The sequence below is a fragment of the Bacillus cereus ATCC 14579 genome (genome assembly GCF_000007825.1).
In the GTDB taxonomy this organism is placed as follows: domain Bacteria; phylum Bacillota; class Bacilli; order Bacillales; family Bacillaceae_G; genus Bacillus_A; species Bacillus_A cereus.
This window is the reverse complement of the sequence record NC_004722.1, coordinates 3,239,360-3,264,648: the sequence shown is the minus strand read 5'-3', so window position 1 is coordinate 3,264,648 and position 25,289 is coordinate 3,239,360. Positions and strand designations below refer to the sequence as shown.

Genomic DNA, 25,289 nt, shown 5'->3' with positions numbered 1-25,289 from the left:
GAGATGAGGTTTTATTTGGCTACGAATATATACCACTTAAAATGAACCTGAAACTAATGAACTCGTACAAGCTCGTAAGTTTTAATCTACTTGTCACGATGCATACAAGGTGTCATACTTTTACTAAAATACTTATAAATTTATGCTGCTTAAAAACAGATGAATTTAAAGCACTTGATTGTCTACGAAAGGCAATAAGTGCTTTTTTAATAGGTAGGCATGCTATAAATTTATAAAAATTATTTTTGTGAATTAAGGCTAACCCAAATTACTGGTATTATATAATTGAAAATACATTAGCGAAAGGTGCGGACTCCGTATCCCCATTCGTTAAAAGTGTAGAAATACTGCCAGATGGAAGTGTCGTTAGAACTGGAACGAACTATAGCGGAAAATTCCAAGAAGCCCATGATGCCTCAAAGGCGAGTATTCAGAGTAGGGTCTCGAATTTGGAGAGTGGTGGGGTTAAGGGTACGGGTGAAGGGCCTGTAAAAGTAAACTATGGAGAACAATATGCTAGGGAAAAACGTAAAAAGATATTAAAGCAAAATGTTGAACAAGTAAAGAAGGATATACATATACAACAGATAGTCAAGGGTGTGTTGCAAGTTGCGAGGGTAGCCTTCAATTAGGTGATGGTAAGCGGAATAACTACGCTCAGAGAGTGGTAGGTGGGAATGACCGTTTGGATGATGACGGCGGACATTTAATTGCAACTATATTTAAAGACTCTGGTAATATGGATAATTTAGTTCCAATGAATTGTAACTTAAACAGAGGAGAATGGAAAAAACTAGAGAATGAATGGGCTAATGCTCTTAATGATGGTGATAAAGTTAGGGTGAAAATAACGCCGAATTATAGCGGGAATTCAAAACGTCCAGACAGTGTTGTTATTAGATATAAAATTGGTGATGAAGATAGATGGAGATTGAGGGATTTTGATAATGTACCAGGAGGAAAATTAGATGAATGATGAAAAATTAAGCAAGTTATACAATGAAATAGCAGAGGTTGTAATTGATACAATTCCAGAGAAGTGGTTTAAGGTTTACCTGTATGGTGAGGTTGGGGAAGGTGCTCAAGAGGCATATTTTTATTACTACACTGAAGAGAATAGTACTCCTATTTACAGTCATAGTATTTTTGAAATCTTTAATGTCCCAGAAGAAGAATATTTTAAGAAGTGGCATCGTTTGTTAGATTGTATTAAGAGAATGAAGAAAGAGTTTATTGATAATGATCAAGAAGCTTGGACAAATTTCACTATGATTTTTGATAATACAGGAAAGTTTGATATTGACTTTAATTATGATGACCTTTCAGATGAAAATTCCCACGAGAGAATGATTATTTGGGAATATGAACATCTTGGTCTTATGCCTAAAAGTAATTCAGGGAAAAAATACTTAGAAAAGCATCTTAAAAATCTGGAAGATACAAAAAAATGAGTACAATATCATATATGATAAAAGTTTGTAGTGGCTTAGCGTAAACATGTATAAGCATATATGAGAAGTAAATAGAAAAAGAAATGGCTATTTTGAAGAATACACTCCATGATGGTACAACCATCATGAAGTACTAAGTGCAATGATAGAATAGAAAACGAAGTACGAGCTTAGGCGAGGTGACATTTTACTGAATGATGAATATAAACACATGGAATGTATATGAAACTAACGAACTCGTACAAATTGAAAATGAAAAAATAAGATTTATTAATAACGTAACTGGTAAAGAATTGAAACATTTAAAAAGAAATTAAGAACCTAATTACATTATATCTGAAACAGTATGCCTGATTTATTACCATTAGAACATAGAAAAATTGGAAAGGAGGATTAATATGGAAAGTCCAGGAGCTGTTTCTCTTTGGTTTGGAAATGGTACTAGCGAAATGGTGTTAAGAAAGTATGTAGAAATAAAATATGATAATGAGGGGAACAGGATTCCTTCGCGTTTTATGACTGATTTTCAAATAGATTTCATTGAGTATAATCAAGACTTATTAGAATGTACATATAATGAACATGTTACATCTTCTTTGTCTGAATTACTACAGAATGCTTCGTATTCTGAATCAATTATAAGTGAACTTATAGAATTTTATGGTGGAAATTTAGAAGAACAATACAATACTGTCATTAGGTTATATGATTTTGAATATGAAGAACTTGTTGAAGAAGCAAAACTGGATGGTAGAAGCCTGAAGTATATGGGATCGGTAATTTATGAAGATTAGAAGTTTAATGTAATAATAGGGATGGAGTAAAAATGACAATCATACAATTTAATTCTTATCATCAAAAAGTAGAGGTAAAGAGAAATTTAGAACTTATGAACCTAGAGCATAAAAAACTTAGAGAGTATGTGAATTTTGATGTATGTTCTTTTGAGCAATTAGATGAATTTCAAGATGGATGTTTTTTATTTATCGTAAAACTTAGGATTGAGAGTTGTTTTTGATTAGAATTTATTTCTATTGATCATCTAAATATTCTTGAAGAAGTAGAAAGAGACCTTGAGATGTGTGCACTAAATCGTTTAGTAAATGGAAAAGTGGATAATTTTTATGAAAAGGTATTTGAGGTGTATAAAATGGGAGGATGGCCTTGTGGATGGAAAGGTGAGTACATGAATGGGAAAATGATTGTCTACTTACCAAATGAAAAATGAAGGCTTACATACTGACATACTTTATGAATTTAATGAACTCTATTGCGAAATGATTATAGAGAGAGGGCAGGCGATACGTTTAAATATCTTAATAGTTTAGGAGGGATTATTAAATGATTAATCTATCTAATATTCCAGATTTGATAGAAAAGTCAGCAGCGAGTGATATTGAAATTCAAGCAGTAGAAAATCGCATGAATGTTACATTACCTAATGTATATAAAGAATTATTGAGATGTACAAATGGCTTTTCAATCGGTAGTGGATTACTTATTTATGGTACGGAGCATATTGCAGAAAGGAACGAGGTTTGGGAAGTAGATGAGTATGCGAGGGGATATGTCTCAATTGGTGATGACGGTGGGGGTAATGTATTTTTAATGGCTCAACATGCAGAGGAAAAAGAGGTGGTAGTAATTGATTCTGGGGACATGAATCCAAGCCATGCTACTGTAATTACCGCTGATTTTAAAAAATGGGTGAATAGTGGTTGTGTAAGTGAAATAGAACAGAAAGCGATACATAAGTCGTCTGATATATGTAATATAGTGTTAGTGAAAACTCCTAGTGAAGGTTTGAAAGATTTAATAAGAATAAAGAACATATTAGGGCTTGAGATTTCCGTAATTGATTTGCTAAAGGGTTCAAAAAATCTTCCTTATATATTAGTAGAGAGATTTCCATACGGGAAGGCGAAAAAACTCATTGAAAAATTAGCAATTGATAGTACTATACTGAGTATAGAAACGACTGGAAAAAACAGTTAATATTAGAGGGTAACTTTTATACGAATAGAGAAATCTATATGGATCCAAGGGAGTAAATAGGGAGAGTTAAAAATGATTATAAATGATGCAGTTTTTGGTGAGATTGAGTATACATATGGATGGGTTAAGGACATTAACGTTGAATTTTGTGGAAAAGAAGTTGAAATAGCATTGATAGTGAAAGGTGAAGAAGACGGTAAGTTTGATGAAGGACAATATACTGCTTATAATTCATTATTGCAAAATTGGCAACAATTGCAGCAAGATTTTTTACAAGCGATTTTAGACTATTACAAGCAAGAGCGTCAACAATTAGGATATGATATTGGATTTAATGAAAATTATCCGCATATCGAAACAATTGATCAATTACTTAAGAGGATCACTTTAGTTGGAATTGTAGTCCCATATGGAGATATTCATGAAGAACGAGATATTGGGATAACTTTCGATTGTACGTGGGATACAGAGAATGGATTAGGAATACGTTTACTAAATGAAAAAGTAACTGAAGTGGGGTATCAAGACGTTGCTATTTGAATTTTAATCTAAGGAGTGAAAAAGTAATATGAAAGAATTTGAGGAAAGGTTTAGTGAATTGCAAGCTGATATGGTATCCATATGTATGGAATATGTTGAAAATAGAGCTGATAAAGTATATGTGTACGCTTCATATGAAGAAGATATGATTTCTAGTAGTTTCTTTTATTTCATTAACAATAACTATGTAGAGTGTCACAAGGTTAATGATGCATTGAAAAATGGAGAAAAAAGATATGATGTATCTCCAGAACGAATGTTTCAGGTTCTACAAATTATAAGTGAAGATATCGAAAGAATTGAAATGTTATGCAAAGAATACGAAAAAGATATGCCAACTGAGATGAAATTAATATACGATACTAAGAGTGGTAAGTTTAAAGCTGAATATGAGTATGATTTAATCCATACAAATGATGATATAAAAACGGCGGATGATTTTGCTGATGAGTGGTTTGAGGAAGTGAAAAATAATAACCTTTAAAAGGGGTAAAGCAATAGTTATATCTTAGTTAAATAGATAATGAGTGGGAGTAGAAAATGGAGAAATCAGTATTAGAAAAAATAGAACTAATTAAGGATATTTTAGATAATGATCCATTTTGTTTGCTTATTGGTGAAATTATAGAGGCAGAAAAAAAGATTGATGAAAGATTAGAAGAAGACCCTCTGAAAGATTATAATTTTATTATAAAAAAATATGAATTGTTGAACGGTGGAGTAATTACTATATATGGTCATCTAAAACGCGAAAGTATTCAATTTTATACGGAGGACATGCCAGGTGGTACTGATAAGTGGGTTTGTATAGGGAAAATTGAAAGATATCCATTGTTTATTAATAAGATTAATGGAGAAGTTTCTTGTTTGTATGGAGATTTAATTAATCAAAATTTTATTATTGAGTCATATGGTGATTTTAATAATTTCTTACAACATTATTATGTAGGAAAAAGATATTGTGAATTAGGTAATAAGTTTGTTCAATTTGGAGGAATTAGTGAAACCGTAGGAAGCAAAGAGGATGATTGGTATCAGTTATTAGAAAGTAATAATTTATTATAATAGATTAGTTGAACGTATTATGAACATAATGATGTGAAGATATGTGATAAATTATAATAACGATGTTGTAAAAAGGAGGAGAAGTTAATAGATTTTAAAGGGGAAATTTCCGTTCTATATAAAATGCGTTTTCTAGAGAATGAAGGGGATAATATTGAAGTTTTTGAGAGTATTCTTAATGAATTAGCAAATAAAGGGACAAATGATATAATTCCTGATCTTTGTATAATTTTTGAGGATCATATTGCTGAGCCATCAGCGGGTGACTACCTTGTTGAAACGATTTTTTATATTGCTAAACATTCCGGAGTAGAGGAAGGACTATGCAAATTAGCTATTATTATTCCTAAAATGTTATCTCATGCAGAATTCTAGGTGGAAAGAATTCATTGGACACTTTTACATTCAAAAGATTTAGTCGTATCGTATATGAATGTTTTACAAAATATAAATAGTTCAACAAAGCAAATAATTAAAGGAATTCTTCTCGAGATAAGAGAGGACAATCCAGATTTATATTTAGAAAAAGTAAATTTAATCTTAGAGAAATTGTGATAAGGGGATACTATGGAAAAGAACACATATTTAGTAGTATTTGACTTTAATCGAGAGAATACTTGTAAATAAAATAGAATTCAGCCTTTTTTCTAGTATAAGGGGGATAGTTTGTGGGAAAAGATGAAATTGCAAACTTATTAGACAGTATGTTAGATAAAGAATTAGAGGATTTAGATTCCCCTTCAGATAATGATTGGAGGGAACTGGAGAAAAAATTTGGATGTCAATTTCCTAAAGAATTTAAATGCTTTATTGAACTAATGTCTGAATATGTATTTCCAGGGGATATTTTAAATGTTTCTAGTGGTAAGACGAACGGAAATGATACTATTGAATTTATTTATGATTATGAAATGAAAGAAGGTTTTTGGAAAAAAGAACTAATCCCTTTTTATAGTATAGGTAATGGGGATTACTTTTGCCTTCATTCAAAAGAGGGGCAGAGAACGGGAGTTTACTTTTATTTTCATGAAGAACATGGTGTAACTAAGGAAGCGGATAATTTTGAAGAATGGTTAAATCAATTACCAACCTATTTGAATTAATAGCAAATGATAGATTTGTAAAGAGGTTATTTAATAAATTTATATAAAATAACTCTAAAGTTTGCGTGTAGGAATATGAAAATTTAGCTGAATTTGAATCTGCAAATAGCCTGGATATACTTCGTTAAAATATCAATCTAGATAAATAAAATGGTTAAAACTAGCTAGGGGAGCTTCGGAAAATATTTAACGGAGATGCCTAAAGCTTTACCAAAAATGGTTGAGAGTGCAAAAGAGTGGGCAATGCTACTAAACATAAGAATTTTAAATAATGATTTATATAGAAGTGAGTATGCTAAAGTACTTGTAGGAATGAATCATGATATACAACTAACGATAATTAATTTACTTAATGAAATTATTGCTGATAACCCTAAAAGATTTGAGAGGACTGCCAATGAGGTTCTTAGTCAATTACAAGGAGTTCATAAAAATAAATAAGAATTGTAGAACTACTGTATTATAGATAAAACTAAGAATACCCTAGCGAAGAGCTAGGGTGTTTGTGTTATATAGTTTCACCATATGCTTCCGAATTAGGAGCAGGAGTAATCAATGAATCTTTTGTAGCGTTTCCTATAATAGAATGAAAGTGTTTAACGTTTAAATATAGGAAGAAAAACAATTAAGCTTTTATTTTATTTAAAATGGATACTCTATTAGTAGTGAATAATAAATAATTTTGTTTTACTGTCTTAATTAAAATACGATCAGTTGTACCATATGCTGTTCCAATTCGGATTGCGCTTTTTTCTTCAACACCAGCATATGTATTATCTTCCGTTACCTCAGTGATTTCACATAATGCAATATGAATTTTAGAGAATTGCCATGAAATAATTAGTTCATCTTTTGTTTTTTCAACATGAATACCTAACATATTAACAGAACCTTTCTATAATAAAATTTCACTCGTACTATTTTATTATACAAATTTATAAATTTAATTTCTATTTTTTTACAGAGAGTATACAATTAACAACGAGAAAAATGTTCATCATTACTTTCATTCCTATTATAACGAATTCTACAATAGAAAACAGAACGTATATTTGGTATAATCGAAATATACTATATGAAACGATGTACATGAGTTTGGGATTTATGAAAAAAGGTAACATAATAATACATACGCTATAGGATTCAGTTCATGTTATACAAATCAATCGTTAGAAAGGAAAAGAAGTATGAATCAAATTTCATTCGAAGATTTATTTGAAGAAGAAAACAAACGAGAAAAGGTGGAGGTAGCTGAGACCCCTGTGCCTTTATCGCCCTTACAAAAGGATATTTTAGAATTAATTAATTCTGAAGAAATAAGTGCACTTGAGTTATGCGAACAATTAATACGAGCTGGTAAAATATCAGATGAGAGATTCACAACGAATAAGCCTAAAGCATATGGGCAAGTATGCTTACTATTAGAAGGTTTTGTTAAAGAAGGAAAGCTTATTTTTGTCAAAAGTGATGAGAAAAGAGATAGAGTATATAAATTGAATGAAGAAGATTCTAACGAATAAAATGTGTAAAGTATAGTAATGAAATAAGGAAGTCCTCATATTTGTGTTGAAAGATTATTTTCACATAAGCGTGGGGATTTTTTTTTGAGGGAGGATGTATGAAAGATTGGGAGTATAATGAATTATTTCATGCAATTCGGGAGGCGTATGAAGAGTTATTAGATGAAGAGAGAGGGTATCGATATGCTATAGCAAAACTAGCGGATGAATTTGATAATTTAGGAAAGATTGAAGGTGTTATAGTTGATACTGCCATAGGAGAAATTGCAGTCGATTATCATATAGTTTTTGTTGGGCGTATTGAAGGTATAACAAAGAGGCTAAGTATGTTTAACCCTCAAGAGGCAGAAGGAGAATTGACAGTAGAGGAAATAAAAGATTTATCGATAAGAATAAATAATGTAATAGAAGGGTTAAAAAATGTAAAGAGTGATTATAAATCTTCGGTTGAATAATTCATGTTTCTGCCAATATAAGAGACATAGCTAAACAAGAGAATAGAAATCGCTGCATACATAAAACATAAGATAGATGAGAGATAATAAAGATTGGAAAAAAATAAGACTAAAATAATGGGATTGATAGGCATATGGTTATCAAATATAAAAAAATTATCTTATAGATAGTTAAATGGCTATTACTATATTACAAATAATCAACTTTTGTTTTATTTTTTATAGGAAAACAAAAGAGTAATCGTAAAGACTACTCTTGGATTTTTTTCTTTTCTTCATTTTCAATTTCGGAAACAGACTTTTCAGGATCTTTTATAAGTTTTCCTAATTCCGCAGAGCAGTCAAATTTATCTTCGAAATTTTCTGTAGTACTAATACGAGCTACAAAATCTAATTGTTGGTTATTATTTATATACCCTTTTAGTCTAGGAATGCCCATAGGACTAGTTTCACGTTCTGTAAATGTAATAGATTTCACATCTTTAATATTATAATGAATATACTTTTCTACACGAACTTCTTGTGCTTTCCAAAACTTTTCTTCTATTTCTTTATGTTTTAAGTATTCTATTGTAAAATACCCTCCTGCTATGAGCACCAAAGCAGATACAATTAAAATAATTACTTTCTTCATTAGAAATGCCCCTATTACATTCTTTTTAAAATTGGATAGGGAAGACAAGACAAGAATAGTGCAAAGACTATTCTTTTTTCTTTTCTTTCTCTTCCTTTTCAATTTCGGATACGGATTTTTCAGGGTCTTTTATAAGTTTTCCTAGTTCTCCAGAACGTGAAAATTTATCTTCGAAGTTTTCTGTAGTACTGATACTAGCATCAAACCATAGATCTTTATCATCATTTATATATCCTTCTATAGACGGAATTCCCATTGGACTTATTTTATGTTCTATAAATGTAATCGATTTAACATCTTTAACATTATAATGAATATACTTTTCTACTCTTGTTTCTTGTGTTTTCCAAAAAAATTCTTCTTTTTCTTTATGTTTTAAGTATTCCATTGTAAAATATCCTCCTGCTATAATACAAATAATGGATAAAATAATTACTAATTTTTTCTTCATAAAAAATCCCCTTGTATTTGAATATAGTTAAAATATACCATGAAATGAGTTGAAAGATATGAGTGAATTTAAAAAGAATTCAATTGCGACAGATGAAGATTACTTCGAACTATCAGATAAAGTGTATGATGATAAATTTTTGCACAAAGGTGTAGAAATAAAAGGTGTTAATGGTAAAAAATGGGTTGTTATAGAATCAATAGATGCAGATTGTCAAAAAGTGAAAAATGGATTACAAGCTATTGCAGTGGTGCCGAAAAATGATTATAAAGAGAATAAAACTCACTATGAAACTATAGTATTTGCATTTCGTGGAACAGAGCCTAAGCAATTAGCAGATTTCGAAACAGATATCGATCAAATTACGTTTGGAATTAAAACACATTCTAAATTAATTACTCCAAGTAATAGTCAAACAGTAAAACCAGATTTTGCAACATCTTTTAATACCGGGTTGGAATGGGTAGATAAAGTAAATGAAACATATCAGCCAACTTATGTGCATGCTACAGGGCATAGTAAAGGAGGCGCAGAAGCTGATTATGTTGCTTCGGAACGGAATTTTTATGCAACTACATGGGCTGCACCAAATCCTTATCGTTTGCTAAGTCCTGAAGCGAAAAAACGGGTAGATAGAGGGGAAATGGAAAACAAAGCTACGGATTATATACATGAGAATGACCCAATTGGTAACCATACTCAATTCGGTGCACCTCTAATTGGTAAGCAATTTACAGTGAGACAGAATGATACAAAAGAAGATTTTTTTACACGTTTAACTATGGAAGGACACGGTAGAGATACATTTAGAGGAGCATTTCATTCAAATGGAAGTCCAATATTAAAATTAGAACCTGAAGATATTATAAGACAAGCACAAAAAATTCAAATGCTCAGTAATCGATTATCAGATATAGCAAAAAATATAGAAGAGTTTCAAAGAAGAGAAGCTGAAGCGGTTCAAAAGTTGAAAAGTCAATTAAAATATGAAACAGGGCCAGGTGGGAAATATCATCTATTAGAAGCATATGAAATAGATGAAGCCATCTCACGAATTGCCAAAACGAAAGAAGGTGGAAATGACTATTTTCACGATGTACACATGGCAGAAGAATTAATTCATCTTTTAAGAAAAGAACAAAAAAGTTTAAGTAGTTTTGGGGATGAAATTAGTGATGCAGCAAATTCACTTAGGGATAAAGATAATCAATTAGCGGGGAATTTTCAGTTTAGATAAGGAGATAATTATATGATGGATTTTATGGGGGAAATTAAAAAGATAGAAAAGCAAATCGAAAGTGTTACAGGAGATTTAGCAGATCAGGTTGTTGAGGAGTTACAAGCTGCTAAAAAACAGATTGAAAGAGAAATGCAGCGTATGATGTTAAAAACAGAAGTAGGGTTTAAATCAATAGACATTATAAAAGAAGATACATATGCTCTTCAAAAAAACATAGGGGCATTTCATGAATTACAAACAAGTCTAAGAGATATAGCAGCAGAATTAGAGAAAAGTTTTGAAAGTAAAACTGGCAGTAAAATAAATGAAACATTAAAAAAATATGAAAAACAAATTAACAACAACATTTTTAATGAACATGTTCACTTAGCAAACAGTTGTGGCAAAAAATAAGAGAAGAGGAAAAACTAAAGATAGTTTCTATTGCTTTAATTTACTGAAAGAGATGCACTGTGTAAATGCGAGGTTTGGATTGAACAGAAAAGTGTGTCTGGTGAGAAGTAAATGAATTTTGAACATTTAAAGGCCTATGATAGCATACGTTACAAACGAATATTAGAAAATCCCTCTCATTGTATATAGAAATTACACAATAAAAATAGAATTATATTACGATAAAAACTTACTATTACACAAGGCTTAACCATTAGCTAATATTGTAAAGGAGGATTGAAAATGTTAAATGATGTGTTAACGAAGGAGTATATAATACAGAATGGCCTTGAGTTTGAAGAATGTTTAGAATATGGGGGACCTTATGGGTTAGGAATAGTAGAGTGTGCGGATGATGGTAAAGAAAAATTGTTTACTGGCTTAGCTTATGATGTTTATGAGAATGGAAATATAGAATGTTATTTCTATGTAGAAAATGGTGTTAAACAAGGAGAGTATGTGGAGTTTTATATGGATGGAAATATAAAAAGAATCAGTAATATGAATAGAAGTGCGGTTGAAGGGTACTGTGTTGAATTTTTTCAAAATGGAATGAAGAAGCATGAGTCTGAATGTATTGCGGGACGTGAAATGACTTTTAAAAAGTATGATGAACAAGGGAATATTGTAGAACAAAAACTAGAACTAACTGAATTCGATATACTATATGCGGAAAAATTCAGTAGCGGTTTAAAGAAGTAATAAGCACTATATTAAAAATGTTGAATATTAATAAAATAACGAATTGTAATTCGAGTGAGAGATAGTCGTAGAAAGAGATATAGGAAATGTGAAGAGGTATCGAAATATAGAAGTATGTTTATGGCGCGAACAAACAAATATAAATGAGAAAAAGAGTTGGGCGTTCATTTTCCTTTAGATTATATAGAATGTGTAATGAAGAATAACGGAGCACATGTTAGTCCAGAAGTATTTGAAGTTGAGGGGAAGAGAAAAGTTTTTTGCACATTACTAACTTATGATATGGATGATGATGAAAATATTATTGAGATATTCAATGATTACAATGACACATTACCGAGTGCATTGATTCCATTCGCATTTGACCCAGCAGGAAATTTAATCTGCTTTGATTATAAAAATCATAAAGAAGATCCAATTGTCGTCTTTTGGGAACATGAGGGGGCATGGGAAAAGGAAACATTGATGGAAAGTGAAGGGATTACGGCTGAGGAAGCAGAGGAAAGAGCAAGAGAAAATGTATTCTGTATTGCTAATGATTTTACGGAGTTTTTAAATAAGTTACATGATTAATAGTGGGAAAGGGATTTAAACTTATTTGGCTGTGATAAAGCAAATAAAAGGAGTAGTAAAATGAAACCGAATTATTTTACAATCGCAATGTATCCGACTGTAGCATTTAACGAGGAAGAGATATTGAATCGTCTTCTAGATGTATTTGAGTCAAACGAAAAATCCGCTCCTACTCATTGGGGAAACTGTGAAACGGTGCAGGTAGAATATAATCGCCAGGAAATCATAGAAAAAGTAATTTCGGAGCGTAGAGTGTTCTGAAGTTCAACTCTATCATGATAAAATGACGGGTTATATTCACTTAAGAATATAACCCTATTTATTAGAACCAGTAGTATATAAGGAGATTATCCCACGAGTTATTTGCAAATATTAGACGCTGTAAAAGAAAAAAATATTGACTTTTATATTATTATTGATGTTGTCCTCAATTTTCCTCATGTAGCACTTGAAAATCAGTAACAAGTGAAACAATTTTTCCTGCTTCATCGATTCCCCAATAGGAAGGATAAAATCCATCTCCATAACCTGAACGGAATATAATGATATTACTTCCTGTTTCCTCACACACCACGCAATTTCCCCAATCTTCATCATGTTCTGTTAGTATGTCATCTATAAGATCATCATACAAACTAGTAAATTCTTCTCCTAGTTCTTGTTGTAACCTATCTTCTATTTCTTCTAACTTATCAATTGCTTCAACATCTGCAAAGCACCCTAAGCCTGTATCAACCGGGTAACCAAAAATATATCCGTCTTCCAGTTCACTGACATTTTGTTCTGGTTTTGTTGCCATCTTCCATCCTACCGCTTTTGACTCCGACAATTTCAATTCAGCACCAGCAATGACTCCATCTTCCTTATGCCACCAAGCAACAATTGAATATGTACCTGGCTGAATTGTTTGTTCGAAGTGATTTTTATTAAAAATAAGAGGATCACAAGCAACAATTTTACCTGAAGTAACTTTTAACTGTTCTAGTGCTTCGGAACGCAGGGCCTCACTATCCGGTTTAGATAATTCACGTAATAACTTTGACATAATGTTTCTCTCCCTTTCCTTTTAAAATATTTGTTGGTGCTGCCTCCCATATATTTTTACATGAGTTACATTTGTGTTCTGTGGTATTTCTAGCGCCTTTGTATGTTCCTATAACTTCGATATTATCGCCATGAACTTCTAAAACCTCTGCGGCATATCATACCCGCGTTTTCTAATAGTTCCTCAACATATTCTTCATGCGTTTTACGTTTTCGGATATATTGCTCCGTACAAGTGTAGATGGAACAAACCTTTATTCATTGAAAAATATAACAAATGAATTTGACTTTAAAATTAGAACCAGTTTTGAGGATGTAAATAATAATCCACCCGTTGATTATATTATTTTAAGGGTAAAAATGCATTAATTAAAAATTCAATAAAAGAAGATTAGACTAGATAGTCTTTCTAGATTAATCTTCTTATTTTATATTCTCAAGGGATATCCCACTTCACTGCGACTCATTGCAATATGTCTACTTCTGTGACACATTACACAATTGTACAGAGATAATGAAGTAATATGGAAAAAAATATAAAGATTTAAATTTAATCCTATATATTTTTTATAAATTCTAAAAGTAAATCCCTTATTTTTGGTATGATTGACAGAGACTATTTAATTTCTTATGAATATTCTTGAAAAGGAAGTCATGCTGTATGAAATCAATAAATGTAAATGGGAATATATATTATATTGAATCTGTTCCTTTTGAAGATAAGAGTGAGCAGGATGAAGAAGGATACTACGAATATTTTTACAAAGGAGTCAATTTATCGTTTCACTCGGACAAAGAAATAATTAAAGCCCGAATTTATGACGACGAAGAAATAATATATTTCTTAAAAAATCCATTTCTTGCTTTTGGTAAAGATTTTAAAGCTATAAAAGTATATATAATTAAAGAATATGATGTAAATAAATTTAAAATTCCAGGTAACGCCTATATAGAATTATAGCTATAATTCTATATAGGCATTACCATGACCAATTATAATAAAACAGGAAAACTCACAAAGTACTTATGCCTGTGGGCTATGAAAGGAATGTATTCGAAATTGAGTAAATCAAGTGAAATAAGTAGATTTGAAAATAGATTCTCAGAAAATGTGATTGAAATAGCAGCTGTCACAGGGGCATTAGGAATCGGTGCATCAAAAGGCGGTGACAACATTTTGTGGACTGCGTCAATTGATTTGATTGCGTGGAAAGACTTACATAACAATGAAACGATTAGAAAAGAAGACATACGACTGGCATGGTTGGTTGATGATGCAGAATGGAGAAAATCAAAAGACATTTTGACAGCAAATACAGTTGTAGCATTACAGGTGCGCAAGTCAGAAAATTCATTGATGCTTGTTAAGGTTTTGGAAACACCATATAAAGATGATGAGTTGGAAATCATCTTACAAGATGCAATGAAACCGCTTTTTTATCATGATGAGATGTTGGGTGTGTTCGAACTCGATAAAAGAGTGAAAGCTTTTGAAAAGAGAATATCTTGGGCTGGTGAAGAATGTCATTTATATTTTGATTGGAGTGAAGACAAACATATGATGAAGTCTGCACTGGAAACAGCACATGCACTTTTCAAAGAGCAAGATGAATGGAAAATGAAAATGAAAATGTACGCTGCAAAAGAACTGGTAGAGTTAGCAAATGAATGGCTACAAGATGATGATGAAGCAGAAATCGACGAAATTACAAAAGAAATGTTCATTAATTCCATCACATTAAGCAGCTTAAGCGTTTATTCAGAAGGTGATTTTGAAATATTCTTTTCGGATGGAGATATATTTTGGGGACATTCTATCATTGTAAGCGGAAATATTCATGAGGGGCTCTCTTCGGCTGAGATTGCAGGATAAAGTGAAACTTCCATTTGCAGCATGTTTATTAGTATATTCAAAAATGATTGATAAGGCAGTAGAGATAAATGGTGAGGATGCCTTTATCGATAATAATATACCAGAGTTTACAATAAGTTGGTTGAAGGAAGAATTGAAAAAATTGATGATAAGTGTATGGAAAAGGGTTCTTTTTGGTGTATGGAAATTGAGAGCTTATATGAATAATTGGAAGTGAAAATGAAAATGTAAATGTATGGTGCATTGAAGAGGAGTATGGTGATAGTGAAGAATGCTATGAGTACATATTTTAAATTAAGAAAAGAATATTTTGATAGAGGTTTGAATTTCTTATTTAAAACACCGTATAACGAAAAAGTCAATTTCGTTATCTATCATGGGGAAATAGAGGAAGAAGAAATTTCATGGAAACCGGTTGAGAAATATATTAAAACTAATTTAACAATACTTGAGGAGCGGTTCGGAATTAAGTTTCATGATTCAGTTCATCACTATTTTAATTCATATTGGTTTACTGATTTGGATGGGTTTATCGATGACCATTATATTAGTTTAGAGGCTGTATTGCCAAATATAGAGTTGGACTCTTTCAAAGAGAAGTTAGAAAGGTATGAAAAAAATCATCGTAAGCTAGATAAGATTCCTATAGGAGTAGAAGGAAATGGTTTACTAGTTGTTTTAAATAATGTAAGTGGCAAAGTCGAATTGGAGGATTTCGAACGTGGGTTGTTTATGGAGATTTCGAACAGTTTAAATGAGTTGATTTCTAGTTTGAGATTACAAAAATAGTAAAGTAAAGAATGTTTATATGAATTATAGACCGGCTAGAGGGGGTGGGAAAGTGGAATATAGTGAAATGGCTTCAGTTTGGTTTGGAATTTCTAAATCACTCCAAAATCTTGAGGAGTATGTCGATATAGATTACACGATAGATGGTGATTCAGTTCATTCAAAGTTTGGGACGAGCTTTGAATTCGGTTATTATGATGAAGATAATATTGAAATTTGTTTTTATGAGAATAATAAAAGGGAAATTGAACATATTTTAAATGATTTTTCTTATAGTGAACGAATTATTCCTAAAATAAAAAAGCTAGTAAATGGAGATAGTTTAGCGAACGATATTAACTTTGCTATTGTTCTTTATGATTTTAAATATAATGAAGTGAAAAGAGAGGATATGTTTGATGGTTTAGAGGTTACATTTATTGGTTCTATGCCGTACAGGTAGTTTGCAGGGAGCTGCAAATTCATTTCATAAACACATGGATAAACCTTGTAAAGGAGGGATACAAATGCATGCTTTGCCAAATCGTTTAGAAGAAGTCTTGAAAGAAGATATATATAAACGGGAAGATAAAGGTCAGGTGAATGAAGTAATAAATAGGTTAGGTGTAGAAGTGTCTAATACATTTAGAGAGTTTTATTATCGATTTGCAGGACCATTTTGGGAAGTGCATGTTCCTTATGAATTACTTGACATTATAGATGAAGAGAATAATATAGAATATTACACAATTATTGCTCGAAAGGAACATGGATTTCCTAATAAGTATTTAGTATTAACGGAAATGACAGCAAATGCTGTATTGGTCCTTGATAGTGTAACCGATAAAGTTTACTCAGTAAATTTTGAAGGTGGAGATGAATTACTTTTAAATGGAGAATTAAAGGAGAGTTGGCCAACGTTTTATATGTTTTTGAAAGAGTATTTCAAGTGTTAAGTGTTGATGGAAGTTAACAAGAAGCAGGGACACCTTAGTAATAAGTGCGAGAGGAATGACAGATAAATGAGAGTAAACAATTCAGTTTTTGGAGAGATTGAATATAATTATGCTTGGGCTAAGTGTATGCCTATAACTTTTATAGGCAATGTAACTGAGATTGATTTGATGATAGATGGTGAAGAAGATGGAGTGTTTGATGAAGGGCAGTATGTAGCATATCAATCATTAATAAAAAATTGGGAAGAGGTACAAATAAGTTTATTACATTCTATATTAGATTATTACAAACAAAGGCGATGTGAATTAGGATATGATGTTGGAATGCAAGAAAATTATCCATTAATTGAAACAAATGATCAAATACTAGAGATGATTAGTTTAGATGGTATTGTTGTTCCGTATGCAGATATTATGGAGGGAAAAGAGGTTGGAATTACATTTAATTGTACGTGGGATATAGAAAATGGTGTAGGAGTTCGTTTATTAAATGAAAAGGTAATGGAAGTAGGTTATCAGGATATTATTTTTTAATATAAGTTAAAAGTAAATGAGGGGATATATAACCTGAATGAAAAAGGTGTCAATCTTTATCAAATTGACACCCAGATACGAATCTGTTTAACACCTTACATACTTACGCTTGAAACCAAGTCTTCCTCTATCAAGTTCTTTCTGAATACTTTCAGAAGCATTTAACAAACTGCTTTTTTTATTATCACGTTTGACTTCAACTATACCAACTTCTTTTGCAATCTCGACTGCTTTTTCATGTAGTGGTACATATGAGATTGCCACAGTGTTTAGGAAATTATTCATAGCGGATTTTGTTCGTTCTGGAGAATGATGAATTGTATCTTTCACCATTTCAAGCATATCGGAAATTTTACTTTCGGAAAACGCATTGTCTTTGCGATTTCCTAAAAGCCAACAGTAGCAACTCCAGCCTGCAGACATTTTAAGTTCGTCCCCACTTGCAATCCATTTATCAGCAACATCTTGTGCGATATTTGACTCTGATAAAGTTACTGCCACTACATAATCAGATAGCATATAAAAATATGCCCCGTCTATCCAGCGATCAAAATCAGACTCACTCATAGCTTTTGGATCGGCAATAATACCTGCAAAGTACATAGCATCGTAGTTACCTGTGGCATAAAGCTCTTCAGCTAACTCTTGATTTAATTTTATTTTTTTAGCGATTGGTTTCATAGCACCTGTAGCTACTCCGAATACTGGCTCATGCGCACCGTTAGATATGTATATTTTTTTCGTTCGTTCCTTACCTAGAGCCTCAAGTTCTTGCATAACTGTTTTAAAATCCATAGCTGTGCACTTCCTTCCTTCATGTAAGAGCCTTTTTAAGTCTTTCATATTTCTTATTTTAATACTAATTGTATTCAAGAGGTATGTCTACTTTCTAAAAGTATCGAAACTTGGTTTGAATTTTAGATGAAATAAAGAGCTAATTAAAAGGGTGGTATAATATAGAAAAAGTGAATGATGAAAATCAAATAGGGGGTATTCAATTGGAAATAAAATTGAATCGATTATATAGAGAGATAGCGGAAACGGTTCATGCCATGATTCCAGAAGAATGGGAGAAATTTTATTTTTATGCACAAATATCAGAAGATGGAGGGGGAACTTACTTTTTCTATAACAACTTCAGAAATAAAGAAAATTATAAGTATAGTGTAGAAATTCCTTTTAAATACGAAGTTGATGAAGAGGAGTTTGAAAGGAAAGAAGATTTTTTATATAAATTGAGTAAGGAATTAAGAAATGTTTTCAAAGATAACCACCAAGAACTTTGGTATTCCTTTACAATGTCTCTTGAACATAGTGGGAAATTTAACATGCATTTCGATTATACAAATTGGTTCGATACAGAATATAGTTTTAGTGATCAGATGATTATTTGGAAACATAAATACTTAGGTGAAGTACCAATTGATGAAAATGATAAAGAGCTAATTAATAAGTATGACAATGAATTTCCGAATAATCCTATTTGACTGAAAGGAAAGAAGAAATGGTTTTTATAAAAATCATGAATTTTACAGCGTAAGTTGAATGAGAATATATATTCATAATGGAGGACGCTATTAATGGAAGTACACGGAATGGTTTCAATATGGTTCGGTAATATGCAAACGCAAGATCAGTTGGATACATATATAGATGTTACGTATGATGAAGAAGGAGACTCTATACCAGCAAGATTTTTTGTTGATTTTAATATTGATATGATTGATGTAGATGAAGATTTTATTGAAAAGGAAGTGTTAGAAGAAGCGAGTGATGACATTTCTATGTTATTAACGGGATGTTCATATGATGATAAAATACTTTCTCGAATTAAGGAAGTAGTTAAATTAAATAAATCCTATAATTCTATCGTTTTAATTTATAATTTTCAATATGACAATTCAGTAAGTAATTGTGAAGGTTTTAATTTTGTAACTGCTACAAGTTATCTATAGTTAGAAGTAAAGTACAGTAGAATAAAAATGATTTGTATAGTTTTTCCAATAAATATTTGGTATGATGGTGAATGGGAAAAATATACAAGTTGTTAGTTTTTCAAAAAAGGGGGATTGAATTGACAAGAACACCTGAATTTGTATTAGGTTTAATTGGTGGCATTTTGGGAATTATTATTTCCATAATATTAATAGTTGTAGCGTTTAATATTATGGAAGGTGTTGATTACGAACTTTTAGCTTATTACTCTATTATTTTAACGGTTCAAATAGGATTTTTCATTTTATCGTGTTTAGTAAACAAGGTTAATAATAAAGTTTATGGAGTTTGTATGATTGTGATTCCTATAGTTATGTTGTTTATGTCATTATTCTTTTTACTTATTCCGACAATTTTACAAATTATATCTGGTTCATTTGCATTTAGGACATTAAAGTTAGAATCGAATGTAAGCTAAATATAATTATCAACGTCTGAATATTCGGTTTTTTAAACATTTTCGTTTGCAGTTCAAATTAACATAAAGTACAAAGTTGTACGCTTTAGGAGGAGAAATAGATGATTATTTGGTCTGGTTGGGGTTTTTTAGTCGCAATTATTGTAATTATTAATACTCTTTTGGGTAAGGCTATCTTTGGATCTATAACGGGGGACGCTACATATTTTCAAGACCATAGTTGGCCAATGGCGGTAATGTTTATTATATCAGGGGTTATGTCTTGGTATTTAGGTAAATATATTAATAAGCCAGATGGGAAAGTTTATATAGATGCCGAAACTGGTGAAAAAGTTATGTTTAACAAAAAGCACTCATTATTTTTTATAAAAATGGAATATTGGGGACCGATTCTAGGAGTTATTGCGATTGTAACTTTAATTACAAGATAAAAAAAGAGGATGGGTATAGCAAGAGTAATCCATTCAAGTAGAAGGAGAAATCAGTCATGAATGCAAAGAAACTACTAGGGGTAGCAGTTCCGGTCATGTTGTTATTTGGTTGTGGAGTTTCTGAGAAAACGAACACTTCTAAACAGGAGAAAACGGAAGAGTCTAAAGTAAAAGAATCGAAGTCTAATAGTAAGAAAGAAAAAGTTTCAAAGGAAGACTATCCTAATAAAGTGTATAAATTAGGGGTAGAGTTTGATAAGTTGTTTGCGGAGCATAACAATATTACAAGAGAGGTTTTTGACGGTAAGAAAAAGAAATCAGATATAGTAGATAGTGTGAAAGAATTAAATAAAGTGTTAGATAAATTTGAGTCGATAGATCCCCCTGCAGAGTATGTAAATCAACAAAAGGATTTTGAAAAAGCAATTGGTTATTTTAGAGAGTCTTTTTCTTTAATAAATGAAGTATTCACCCGAAAAGAAAAAAGAGAAAAAGGCGATAAGACTGATAAAGAGTTAATGGAGAAATCCGAAAAGTTAGTGAAAGAAGGAGATATTTACTGGCTTAAGGCATTCAAAGATCTTGAAGGGGATATTAAAATCGGTGACGGTACAGTATCTGTGAAAGATTTGAAAGAGTTAGATAAGAAAGCTGGAATTAATACAGATAACGTTATGAAGAATGTGAAAGATGGTACGGAATTAATCGGTAATTGGGGATTCCAAGGAACAGACGGTTTTAATATGTCACTCATTTTAAAAGGTGATAAGACATTTGAAACGTATGGTAAAGGTGAGTATCCAAATAAAAAGAATTATATTGAAGGAACTTGGGAATATGATAAGGAAGCTTTTACAATCTATTTACATCTCAATAAACGTTTAGTAGACGGTGTAGAAGATACAATTCAAAAAAAGAAAATAGCATATAAAGTTCAAGATTATGATGGGGAAAACTTGCAATTATTTAATGAGACGTCATTTCATACAATTAAGTATGTGAAGCAAAGTTAAAGTTATGGAGGACTAGGTTTAAATGGCCTGGTCCTTCATTAAAGAGTGGGTATGTAAATAATATGTTATCTTTCGTTCTGTTTACTTAGTATCATGTTATTCTTTAATAGAAGTAATAAATGGAGTTTTACATTAAATATATGAGGTTGGTTACAAATGATAAAGAAATTTACTAGATTAGTATTAATAGTGGTTATCCCAATCAGTTTTATTACAGGTTGTGGGGCTGCTGAAAAAACTGAAGCACAAAAGCCGAAAGCAGTACAAACGGAGAAAAAGGACTATATGGATTACTCATATGGTAGCAAAGGTATATTAGTAAGTGGCAAAGCGAAAGAACGGCAACAATACGAGATTGGATATATGGATGATAATAAATTAATTGGGATTGATGAAAATATTGAAGACTGCATTATTTTAGATAATAAAGATGAAGCAGGTCTCATTTGGAAACAAATAGAGCGAGGATCTATTATTGAAGTGCAATACGGTAAGGATCGCAATGATATCGTAGGCGTGCAATTCGTAGGAGATCGTGAGTCATATGAAATTAGTGATAAGTTTGATCGGAATACGATAAATGAGATTGTTGAAAACGTTAAAGGGAATTTGGAATAGATGTATTTCGATAGTATAGGATCTCTTATTATGAAATTGTATGCCAGTTATTTGTCTAAGTCTAAATTGATTATTTTGACGGTATTTGTAATTAGTTGTAAAATAATGTTTGTTGATGAATTTTATAAAAAGTATGTTAGATGAAATTCATCTGTAGGGATGACATATAAATATTTTCTTAGTGGGTATAAAATATGATAATTTAAATATATGAATAAAAAGAAAATGCATTAAAAGTACATAGTAGATTCATATTTTAAAAAATTAATGTGACAATAAAGGGAGGTTGAGATACATACACGGCGGGAATGTGTATGTATCTATTATTATAATAATGAATAAGACAATCAAACAACAAGTAATCGCACTATCAACAAGTCTAGTGATTTTAGGGAGCGTACCTTTATCAGCATCAGCAGAAGAGATCAACAAATCTCAAACTGATCAACTTAATATTGCCCAAGGAGAACACGGAACGAGCGGATTAAATTATTCTAATTTCAAGTTGGAAGTTCCTGATCATGTACAAATTAACGAAGCAGAAGTATCTGAAAATGAAAAAATGCTTTTAGAAGAATATAAGCATAAACATGATGAAACAGAAGAATTAAACAAAATGCAAGATGCTAAGAAGGGACAAGTAGCAGAAAAGGAAGCTATTTCAAACATTGAAAGGGCATTTGAATCTGTAGATGGTCGAAATGATGGATCTGATCGTCAAATGAAACCTGTTGCAAAGCCAAGAGGTATTCAATATAGTGCACAGAGTACGAAGAAATATGGAACACTTGCAGGAGTTCCATTTGTGGAGTGGATTGTTCCAGCAGGAAATCCTGATATTCGTCCTGCGAATCCGATGAAAGCACGTTACATTACAATCCATGAGACCGCAAATACAGCCGCTGGTGCTAATGCTGAAAATCATGCGAAATATTTATACAAGCAAGCAACTGAAGGCACTTTCCGAACAGCTTCATGGCATTTTACTGTAGATGATAAACAAATTTATCAACACTTACCAACAAACGAAAATGGTTGGCATGCAGGAGATGGAGATGGTTCAGGAAACAGGGAGTCTATCGGTATCGAGATTGCGGTTAACCAAGACGGTGATTACAATAAAGCGTTAGAAAATGCAAAACGACTTGCAGGTTATTTAATGAACAAAGAAGGAATTGGTGCAGATCATATATACAAGCATCAACAATGGAGTGGGAAAAAATGTCCTGACATTTTAATTTCACGAGGTAATTGGGCTGGTTTCGTACAAGGAATTCAGTGGTATGCAAATATAAATGCGCAGATTGATACGCCTTTACAAGATAAAAATGACTCATTTAATCCAAATGAAAATAATCCAGCTGAACCTAGCATGGAACTAGTGGTAAATGGTAGTGGCATCAATGTACGTAGTGATGCGGGCATTGAACATCGTGTTGTACGTAAAGCTTCAAACGGAGATCGTTACAAAGTATTAGCGGTTAAAAATGGTTGGTATAAAGTAGGTAATGGAGAATGGATTTTCTATGACCCAAGTTGGATTAAAATTAACTACAATGTACCAAAGGAAGAAGTACAAAAGCCTAAGGAAGAAGTACAAAAACCAAAAGATGATATTACAGGTGGATGGTTTGAAGGGCATATTCGTAAATTAAACAGTCTAGGTATTATGCAAGGCGAAGGCAATGGTGTATTTGCTCCATATCGAAATGTAACGAGAGCGGAGTTTGCGAAATTAATCTCGAATGCTCTTAAACTACCAGAGGGAAATAAGTCATTTGTAGATATCAATGAGGCACATCCATCACTTCATGACGGTATTAAACGTTGTGCAAGTGCAGGAATTATTAATGGTCGTGGTGAAGGGATTTTTGATCCTAACTCACCAATTACTCGTGAAGAAGTATCTATTATGATTGACAAAGCATTACGATATAAAGGAATTACAGGTGAGTTAGTAGCATTACCATTTACAGATAAGCATTTAATAACATACAAAGAATCGGTTCAACGATTATACAGCTTAAAGGTAGTTAATGGTATTGGAAATAATGAGTTTGATCCTCGAGGCACAGCAACTCGTGGTCAGGCGGCTGCCTTTATTGTGAAGATGTTAGATTCAATGCAAAAATAAAAGGAAACTTTAATCAGTGAGGGCCACTCGCACTTACATCAAGCAGTTTATTCACCAAATTTTGAAATGAGAGTTTTACTGCCCGCAAATAGCAGAAGAAATTGTATGTAGAAGCTGACATTGGTAGAAGTAAAAAATAAGAAGAATTTGAAAGGAGCTATCCAAAATAATAATTTGGAATAGCTCCTATTTAGTAGGAAGAACAATTGTATTTGATAGATTGTAATGTAGAATGCCCTTCCAAGCCCCTCATAAGCCCCTACCAAGTAATAAATCACTAAGAAAAAACAAAAGCAAAACAAAAACAAAAACAAAAACAAAAACAAAAACAAAAACAAAAACAAAAACAACTACAAGAACAAAACAAGCACGAAAAAATGAAACCGGCGTTGTAGTAGTAAAAAAAATTGTAATTCGAATGCCAAAACCATTCCCGCATGCCTATCTTTATAATGAAGGATTAAAATTTTCCTATTTACTAGCAAAGAGTGGAGGGAAACATATGGCGGTATACCGTAATGTGCAGGTGAACTTTTGGCAAGATGAATTCATATTAGATTTAACGCCAGAGGAGCGTTATTTTTACATATATTTGTTAACTGGTACGAAAACGAAGCAATGTGGTATCTACATATTACCGAAGCGTGTGGCAGAGCTTGAAACAGGTTATAGTATGGAGACTGTTGAGAAGTTGCTAAACAGGTTTGTTGAGTATGGAAAGATTCTATATGATACGGAAACGAAAGAGGTATTCATAATAAATTGGTTACACTATAACCCTATTTCAAATACGAATGTGGAGAAGTGCGTATTACGTGAGTTAAAGACTGTAAAAAGTAATGAGTTCATACATATATTTTTACGTAAATGCCTTGAAAAAGAATACAAGATTCCATTAGTACTGCAGCATTTTGGTATGCCAAAAGAAGAGGATAATAGTAGTTCACAAGTAGTTATTGAAGAGAAAGAAGAAGCGGAAGAGGTGGAAACCATAGAAGAGGACGTTCCAAATAGTGAAGTTTATAAGTTTTATGAACAAAATATTAGTAGTTTATCCCCATATATTGTGAAGGAATTGAAGAATTGGATACAAAGACTTTCTGGAGAGAAAGTGTTAGAGGCACTTAAAATTGCGTTTGAAAATAATAAGAAAACGTTAGCTTATGTGAAGGGGATTTTGAGGAATTGGTGTAGCAAAAAGTTAAAGGATTTTAGTGGGGGGAAGTCTGTAATGGGAAGTTTAGAGAGAAGGAAATGTATGTTGAGTAGTGTATTTTAATTTACATTAATTTAATACAGAATGTACGTTCGTTTTTGTGAGTTTTATGCTATACTACCATTAAA

The 25,289-nt window shown here is 31.8% G+C and carries 34 protein-coding genes and 6 pseudogenes; 35 read left to right on the top strand and 5 right to left on the bottom strand.

Annotated elements, in window-relative coordinates:
* Positions 1-281 precede the first annotated feature (281 nt).
* From BC_RS16455 to BC_RS16405, 13 genes and pseudogenes are all read left to right on the top strand, one after another.
* A pseudogene (locus BC_RS16455) lies at positions 282-976 on the top strand (DNA/RNA non-specific endonuclease).
* On the top strand, positions 969-1,451 hold the full coding sequence (locus BC_RS16450) for an antitoxin YezG family protein (protein ID WP_000997349.1): 483 nt from the start codon (positions 969-971) through the stop codon (positions 1,449-1,451). Before BC_RS16455 ends, BC_RS16450 begins: the two are co-directional and overlap by 8 nt.
* A gap of 194 nt (positions 1,452-1,645) precedes the next feature.
* Complete coding sequence (locus tag BC_RS28225; RefSeq protein WP_000981111.1) at positions 1,646-1,768, top strand: hypothetical protein; 123 nt, start codon at positions 1,646-1,648, stop codon at positions 1,766-1,768.
* Positions 1,769-1,849: 81 nt separating this feature from the next.
* Complete coding sequence (locus tag BC_RS16445; RefSeq protein ID WP_000445621.1) at positions 1,850-2,245, top strand: immunity 22 family protein; 396 nt, start codon at positions 1,850-1,852, stop codon at positions 2,243-2,245.
* A gap of 32 nt (positions 2,246-2,277) precedes the next feature.
* Positions 2,278-2,469, top strand: a complete 192-nt coding sequence (locus BC_RS16440) for a hypothetical protein (RefSeq protein ID WP_000152601.1) — start codon at positions 2,278-2,280, stop codon at positions 2,467-2,469.
* Positions 2,470-2,475: 6 nt separating this feature from the next.
* A pseudogene (locus tag BC_RS27705) lies at positions 2,476-2,679 on the top strand (cytoplasmic protein); the annotation flags it as partial.
* Between the two features lie 113 nt (positions 2,680-2,792).
* The gene (locus tag BC_RS16435) at positions 2,793-3,446 is read left to right on the top strand and encodes an SMI1/KNR4 family protein (protein WP_000609233.1); all 654 of its coding nucleotides are present in this window, start codon (positions 2,793-2,795) and stop codon (positions 3,444-3,446) included.
* Between the two features lie 72 nt (positions 3,447-3,518).
* The gene (locus BC_RS16430; protein ID WP_000586115.1) at positions 3,519-3,986 is read left to right on the top strand and encodes a DUF2004 domain-containing protein; all 468 of its coding nucleotides are present in this window, start codon (positions 3,519-3,521) and stop codon (positions 3,984-3,986) included.
* Positions 3,987-4,014: 28 nt separating this feature from the next.
* On the top strand, positions 4,015-4,470 hold the full coding sequence (locus tag BC_RS16425) for an immunity protein YezG family protein (protein WP_000657445.1): 456 nt from the start codon (positions 4,015-4,017) through the stop codon (positions 4,468-4,470).
* A gap of 56 nt (positions 4,471-4,526) precedes the next feature.
* On the top strand, positions 4,527-5,051 hold the full coding sequence (locus BC_RS16420) for a hypothetical protein (RefSeq protein ID WP_000415780.1): 525 nt from the start codon (positions 4,527-4,529) through the stop codon (positions 5,049-5,051).
* Positions 5,052-5,174: 123 nt separating this feature from the next.
* Positions 5,175-5,426, top strand: coding sequence for an Imm30 family immunity protein (locus BC_RS16415; protein ID WP_001211429.1), 252 nt, complete (start codon positions 5,175-5,177; stop codon positions 5,424-5,426).
* 293 nt (positions 5,427-5,719) lie between these two features.
* On the top strand, positions 5,720-6,154 hold the full coding sequence (locus BC_RS16410) for an SMI1/KNR4 family protein (RefSeq protein ID WP_000513840.1): 435 nt from the start codon (positions 5,720-5,722) through the stop codon (positions 6,152-6,154).
* Positions 6,155-6,331: 177 nt separating this feature from the next.
* A pseudogene (locus tag BC_RS16405) lies at positions 6,332-6,595 on the top strand (Imm30 family immunity protein); the annotation flags it as partial.
* Between the two features lie 184 nt (positions 6,596-6,779).
* Here BC_RS16405 and BC_RS16400 read toward each other — a convergent pair.
* Positions 6,780-7,034: a hypothetical protein gene (locus BC_RS16400; protein WP_000900616.1), complete on the bottom strand. Its 255-nt coding sequence runs from the start codon at positions 7,032-7,034 to the stop codon at positions 6,780-6,782.
* 307 nt (positions 7,035-7,341) lie between these two features.
* Here BC_RS16400 and BC_RS16395 point away from each other — a divergent pair, with 307 nt between their 5' ends.
* Together BC_RS16395 and BC_RS16390 are read left to right on the top strand one after the other, a co-directional pair.
* A complete protein-coding gene (locus BC_RS16395) occupies positions 7,342-7,674 on the top strand; it encodes a DUF3895 domain-containing protein (RefSeq protein ID WP_001071930.1) in 333 nt (110 codons plus the stop codon).
* A gap of 98 nt (positions 7,675-7,772) precedes the next feature.
* The gene (locus BC_RS16390) at positions 7,773-8,129 is read left to right on the top strand and encodes an Imm3 family immunity protein (RefSeq protein ID WP_000656085.1); all 357 of its coding nucleotides are present in this window, start codon (positions 7,773-7,775) and stop codon (positions 8,127-8,129) included.
* 250 nt (positions 8,130-8,379) lie between these two features.
* Here BC_RS16390 and BC_RS16385 read toward each other — a convergent pair whose 3' ends face one another.
* Entirely contained in the window at positions 8,380-8,763 is a 384-nt protein-coding gene (locus BC_RS16385) for a DUF1433 domain-containing protein (RefSeq protein WP_000755747.1), read from the bottom strand.
* 67 nt (positions 8,764-8,830) lie between these two features.
* Positions 8,831-9,214 (bottom strand): DUF1433 domain-containing protein, encoded by a 384-nt coding sequence (locus tag BC_RS16380; RefSeq protein ID WP_000728330.1) that lies wholly within the window; start codon positions 9,212-9,214, stop codon positions 8,831-8,833.
* A gap of 58 nt (positions 9,215-9,272) precedes the next feature.
* Between BC_RS16380 and BC_RS16375 the strand changes: the two genes are divergently transcribed.
* The 5 genes and pseudogenes from BC_RS16375 to BC_RS16355 form a co-directional block, all read left to right on the top strand.
* Complete coding sequence (locus BC_RS16375; protein ID WP_001288653.1) at positions 9,273-10,451, top strand: hypothetical protein; 1,179 nt, start codon at positions 9,273-9,275, stop codon at positions 10,449-10,451.
* Between the two features lie 12 nt (positions 10,452-10,463).
* On the top strand, positions 10,464-10,847 hold the full coding sequence (locus tag BC_RS16370) for a hypothetical protein (protein WP_000968639.1): 384 nt from the start codon (positions 10,464-10,466) through the stop codon (positions 10,845-10,847).
* Positions 10,848-11,129: 282 nt separating this feature from the next.
* On the top strand, positions 11,130-11,588 hold the full coding sequence (locus tag BC_RS16365) for a toxin-antitoxin system YwqK family antitoxin (protein WP_000930907.1): 459 nt from the start codon (positions 11,130-11,132) through the stop codon (positions 11,586-11,588).
* A gap of 147 nt (positions 11,589-11,735) precedes the next feature.
* Positions 11,736-12,161 (top strand): annotated as a pseudogene (locus BC_RS16360) (SMI1/KNR4 family protein); the annotation flags it as partial.
* Between the two features lie 60 nt (positions 12,162-12,221).
* Positions 12,222-12,456 (top strand): annotated as a pseudogene (locus BC_RS16355) (hypothetical protein); the annotation flags it as partial.
* A 132-nt stretch (positions 12,457-12,588) separates the two neighbouring features.
* On the opposite strand, the gene BC_RS16350 reads toward BC_RS16355, so the two are convergent.
* Positions 12,589-13,206, bottom strand: a complete 618-nt coding sequence (locus BC_RS16350) for a DUF4241 domain-containing protein (protein ID WP_000040618.1) — start codon at positions 13,204-13,206, stop codon at positions 12,589-12,591.
* 660 nt (positions 13,207-13,866) lie between these two features.
* On the opposite strand from BC_RS16350, the gene BC_RS16345 reads away from it, so the two are divergent.
* The 7 genes and pseudogenes from BC_RS16345 (at position 13,867) to BC_RS16315 (ending at position 17,336) form a co-directional block, all read left to right on the top strand.
* Positions 13,867-14,166, top strand: coding sequence for a hypothetical protein (locus BC_RS16345; RefSeq protein ID WP_000836243.1), 300 nt, complete (start codon positions 13,867-13,869; stop codon positions 14,164-14,166).
* A 78-nt stretch (positions 14,167-14,244) separates the two neighbouring features.
* Positions 14,245-15,078, top strand: coding sequence for a DUF2262 domain-containing protein (locus tag BC_RS16340; protein WP_000677950.1), 834 nt, complete (start codon positions 14,245-14,247; stop codon positions 15,076-15,078).
* A 13-nt stretch (positions 15,079-15,091) separates the two neighbouring features.
* A pseudogene (locus BC_RS16335) lies at positions 15,092-15,285 on the top strand (hypothetical protein); the annotation flags it as partial.
* 69 nt (positions 15,286-15,354) lie between these two features.
* Complete coding sequence (locus tag BC_RS16330) at positions 15,355-15,867, top strand: SecY-interacting protein Syd (protein WP_172459104.1); 513 nt, start codon at positions 15,355-15,357, stop codon at positions 15,865-15,867.
* 19 nt (positions 15,868-15,886) lie between these two features.
* On the top strand, positions 15,887-16,309 hold the full coding sequence (locus BC_RS16325; protein WP_002195702.1) for an immunity 22 family protein: 423 nt from the start codon (positions 15,887-15,889) through the stop codon (positions 16,307-16,309).
* Between the two features lie 64 nt (positions 16,310-16,373).
* Complete coding sequence (locus tag BC_RS16320) at positions 16,374-16,802, top strand: SMI1/KNR4 family protein (RefSeq protein WP_000543095.1); 429 nt, start codon at positions 16,374-16,376, stop codon at positions 16,800-16,802.
* A 66-nt stretch (positions 16,803-16,868) separates the two neighbouring features.
* Positions 16,869-17,336 carry a DUF6985 domain-containing protein gene (locus BC_RS16315; RefSeq protein WP_001265696.1) on the top strand — a complete coding sequence of 156 codons (468 nt, stop codon included), beginning with the start codon at positions 16,869-16,871 and terminating at the stop codon, positions 17,334-17,336.
* Between the two features lie 87 nt (positions 17,337-17,423).
* Here BC_RS16315 and BC_RS16310 read toward each other — a convergent pair whose 3' ends face one another.
* Positions 17,424-18,131 (bottom strand): DNA alkylation repair protein, encoded by a 708-nt coding sequence (locus BC_RS16310; RefSeq protein ID WP_000346313.1) that lies wholly within the window; start codon positions 18,129-18,131, stop codon positions 17,424-17,426.
* A gap of 203 nt (positions 18,132-18,334) precedes the next feature.
* Between BC_RS16310 and BC_RS16305 the strand changes: the two genes are divergently transcribed.
* From BC_RS16305 to BC_RS16270, 8 genes are all read left to right on the top strand, one after another.
* Positions 18,335-18,823, top strand: coding sequence for an antitoxin YezG family protein (locus tag BC_RS16305; RefSeq protein ID WP_000403546.1), 489 nt, complete (start codon positions 18,335-18,337; stop codon positions 18,821-18,823).
* Positions 18,824-18,916: 93 nt separating this feature from the next.
* Complete coding sequence (locus tag BC_RS16300) at positions 18,917-19,291, top strand: immunity 22 family protein (protein ID WP_000451794.1); 375 nt, start codon at positions 18,917-18,919, stop codon at positions 19,289-19,291.
* A gap of 119 nt (positions 19,292-19,410) precedes the next feature.
* Positions 19,411-19,749: a DUF4064 domain-containing protein gene (locus tag BC_RS16295; RefSeq protein WP_000198846.1), complete on the top strand. Its 339-nt coding sequence runs from the start codon at positions 19,411-19,413 to the stop codon at positions 19,747-19,749.
* A 101-nt stretch (positions 19,750-19,850) separates the two neighbouring features.
* A complete protein-coding gene (locus BC_RS16290; RefSeq protein ID WP_000587853.1) occupies positions 19,851-20,180 on the top strand; it encodes a hypothetical protein in 330 nt (109 codons plus the stop codon).
* A 56-nt stretch (positions 20,181-20,236) separates the two neighbouring features.
* Positions 20,237-21,193: a DUF3994 domain-containing protein gene (locus BC_RS16285; protein WP_000992203.1), complete on the top strand. Its 957-nt coding sequence runs from the start codon at positions 20,237-20,239 to the stop codon at positions 21,191-21,193.
* Between the two features lie 156 nt (positions 21,194-21,349).
* Positions 21,350-21,811 carry a hypothetical protein gene (locus BC_RS16280; RefSeq protein WP_000591632.1) on the top strand — a complete coding sequence of 154 codons (462 nt, stop codon included), beginning with the start codon at positions 21,350-21,352 and terminating at the stop codon, positions 21,809-21,811.
* Between the two features lie 334 nt (positions 21,812-22,145).
* Positions 22,146-23,945: an S-layer homology domain-containing protein gene (locus BC_RS16275; protein WP_002195707.1), complete on the top strand. Its 1,800-nt coding sequence runs from the start codon at positions 22,146-22,148 to the stop codon at positions 23,943-23,945.
* 418 nt (positions 23,946-24,363) lie between these two features.
* A complete protein-coding gene (locus BC_RS16270; RefSeq protein WP_106403839.1) occupies positions 24,364-25,224 on the top strand; it encodes a DnaD domain-containing protein in 861 nt (286 codons plus the stop codon).
* Positions 25,225-25,289 lie beyond the last annotated feature (65 nt).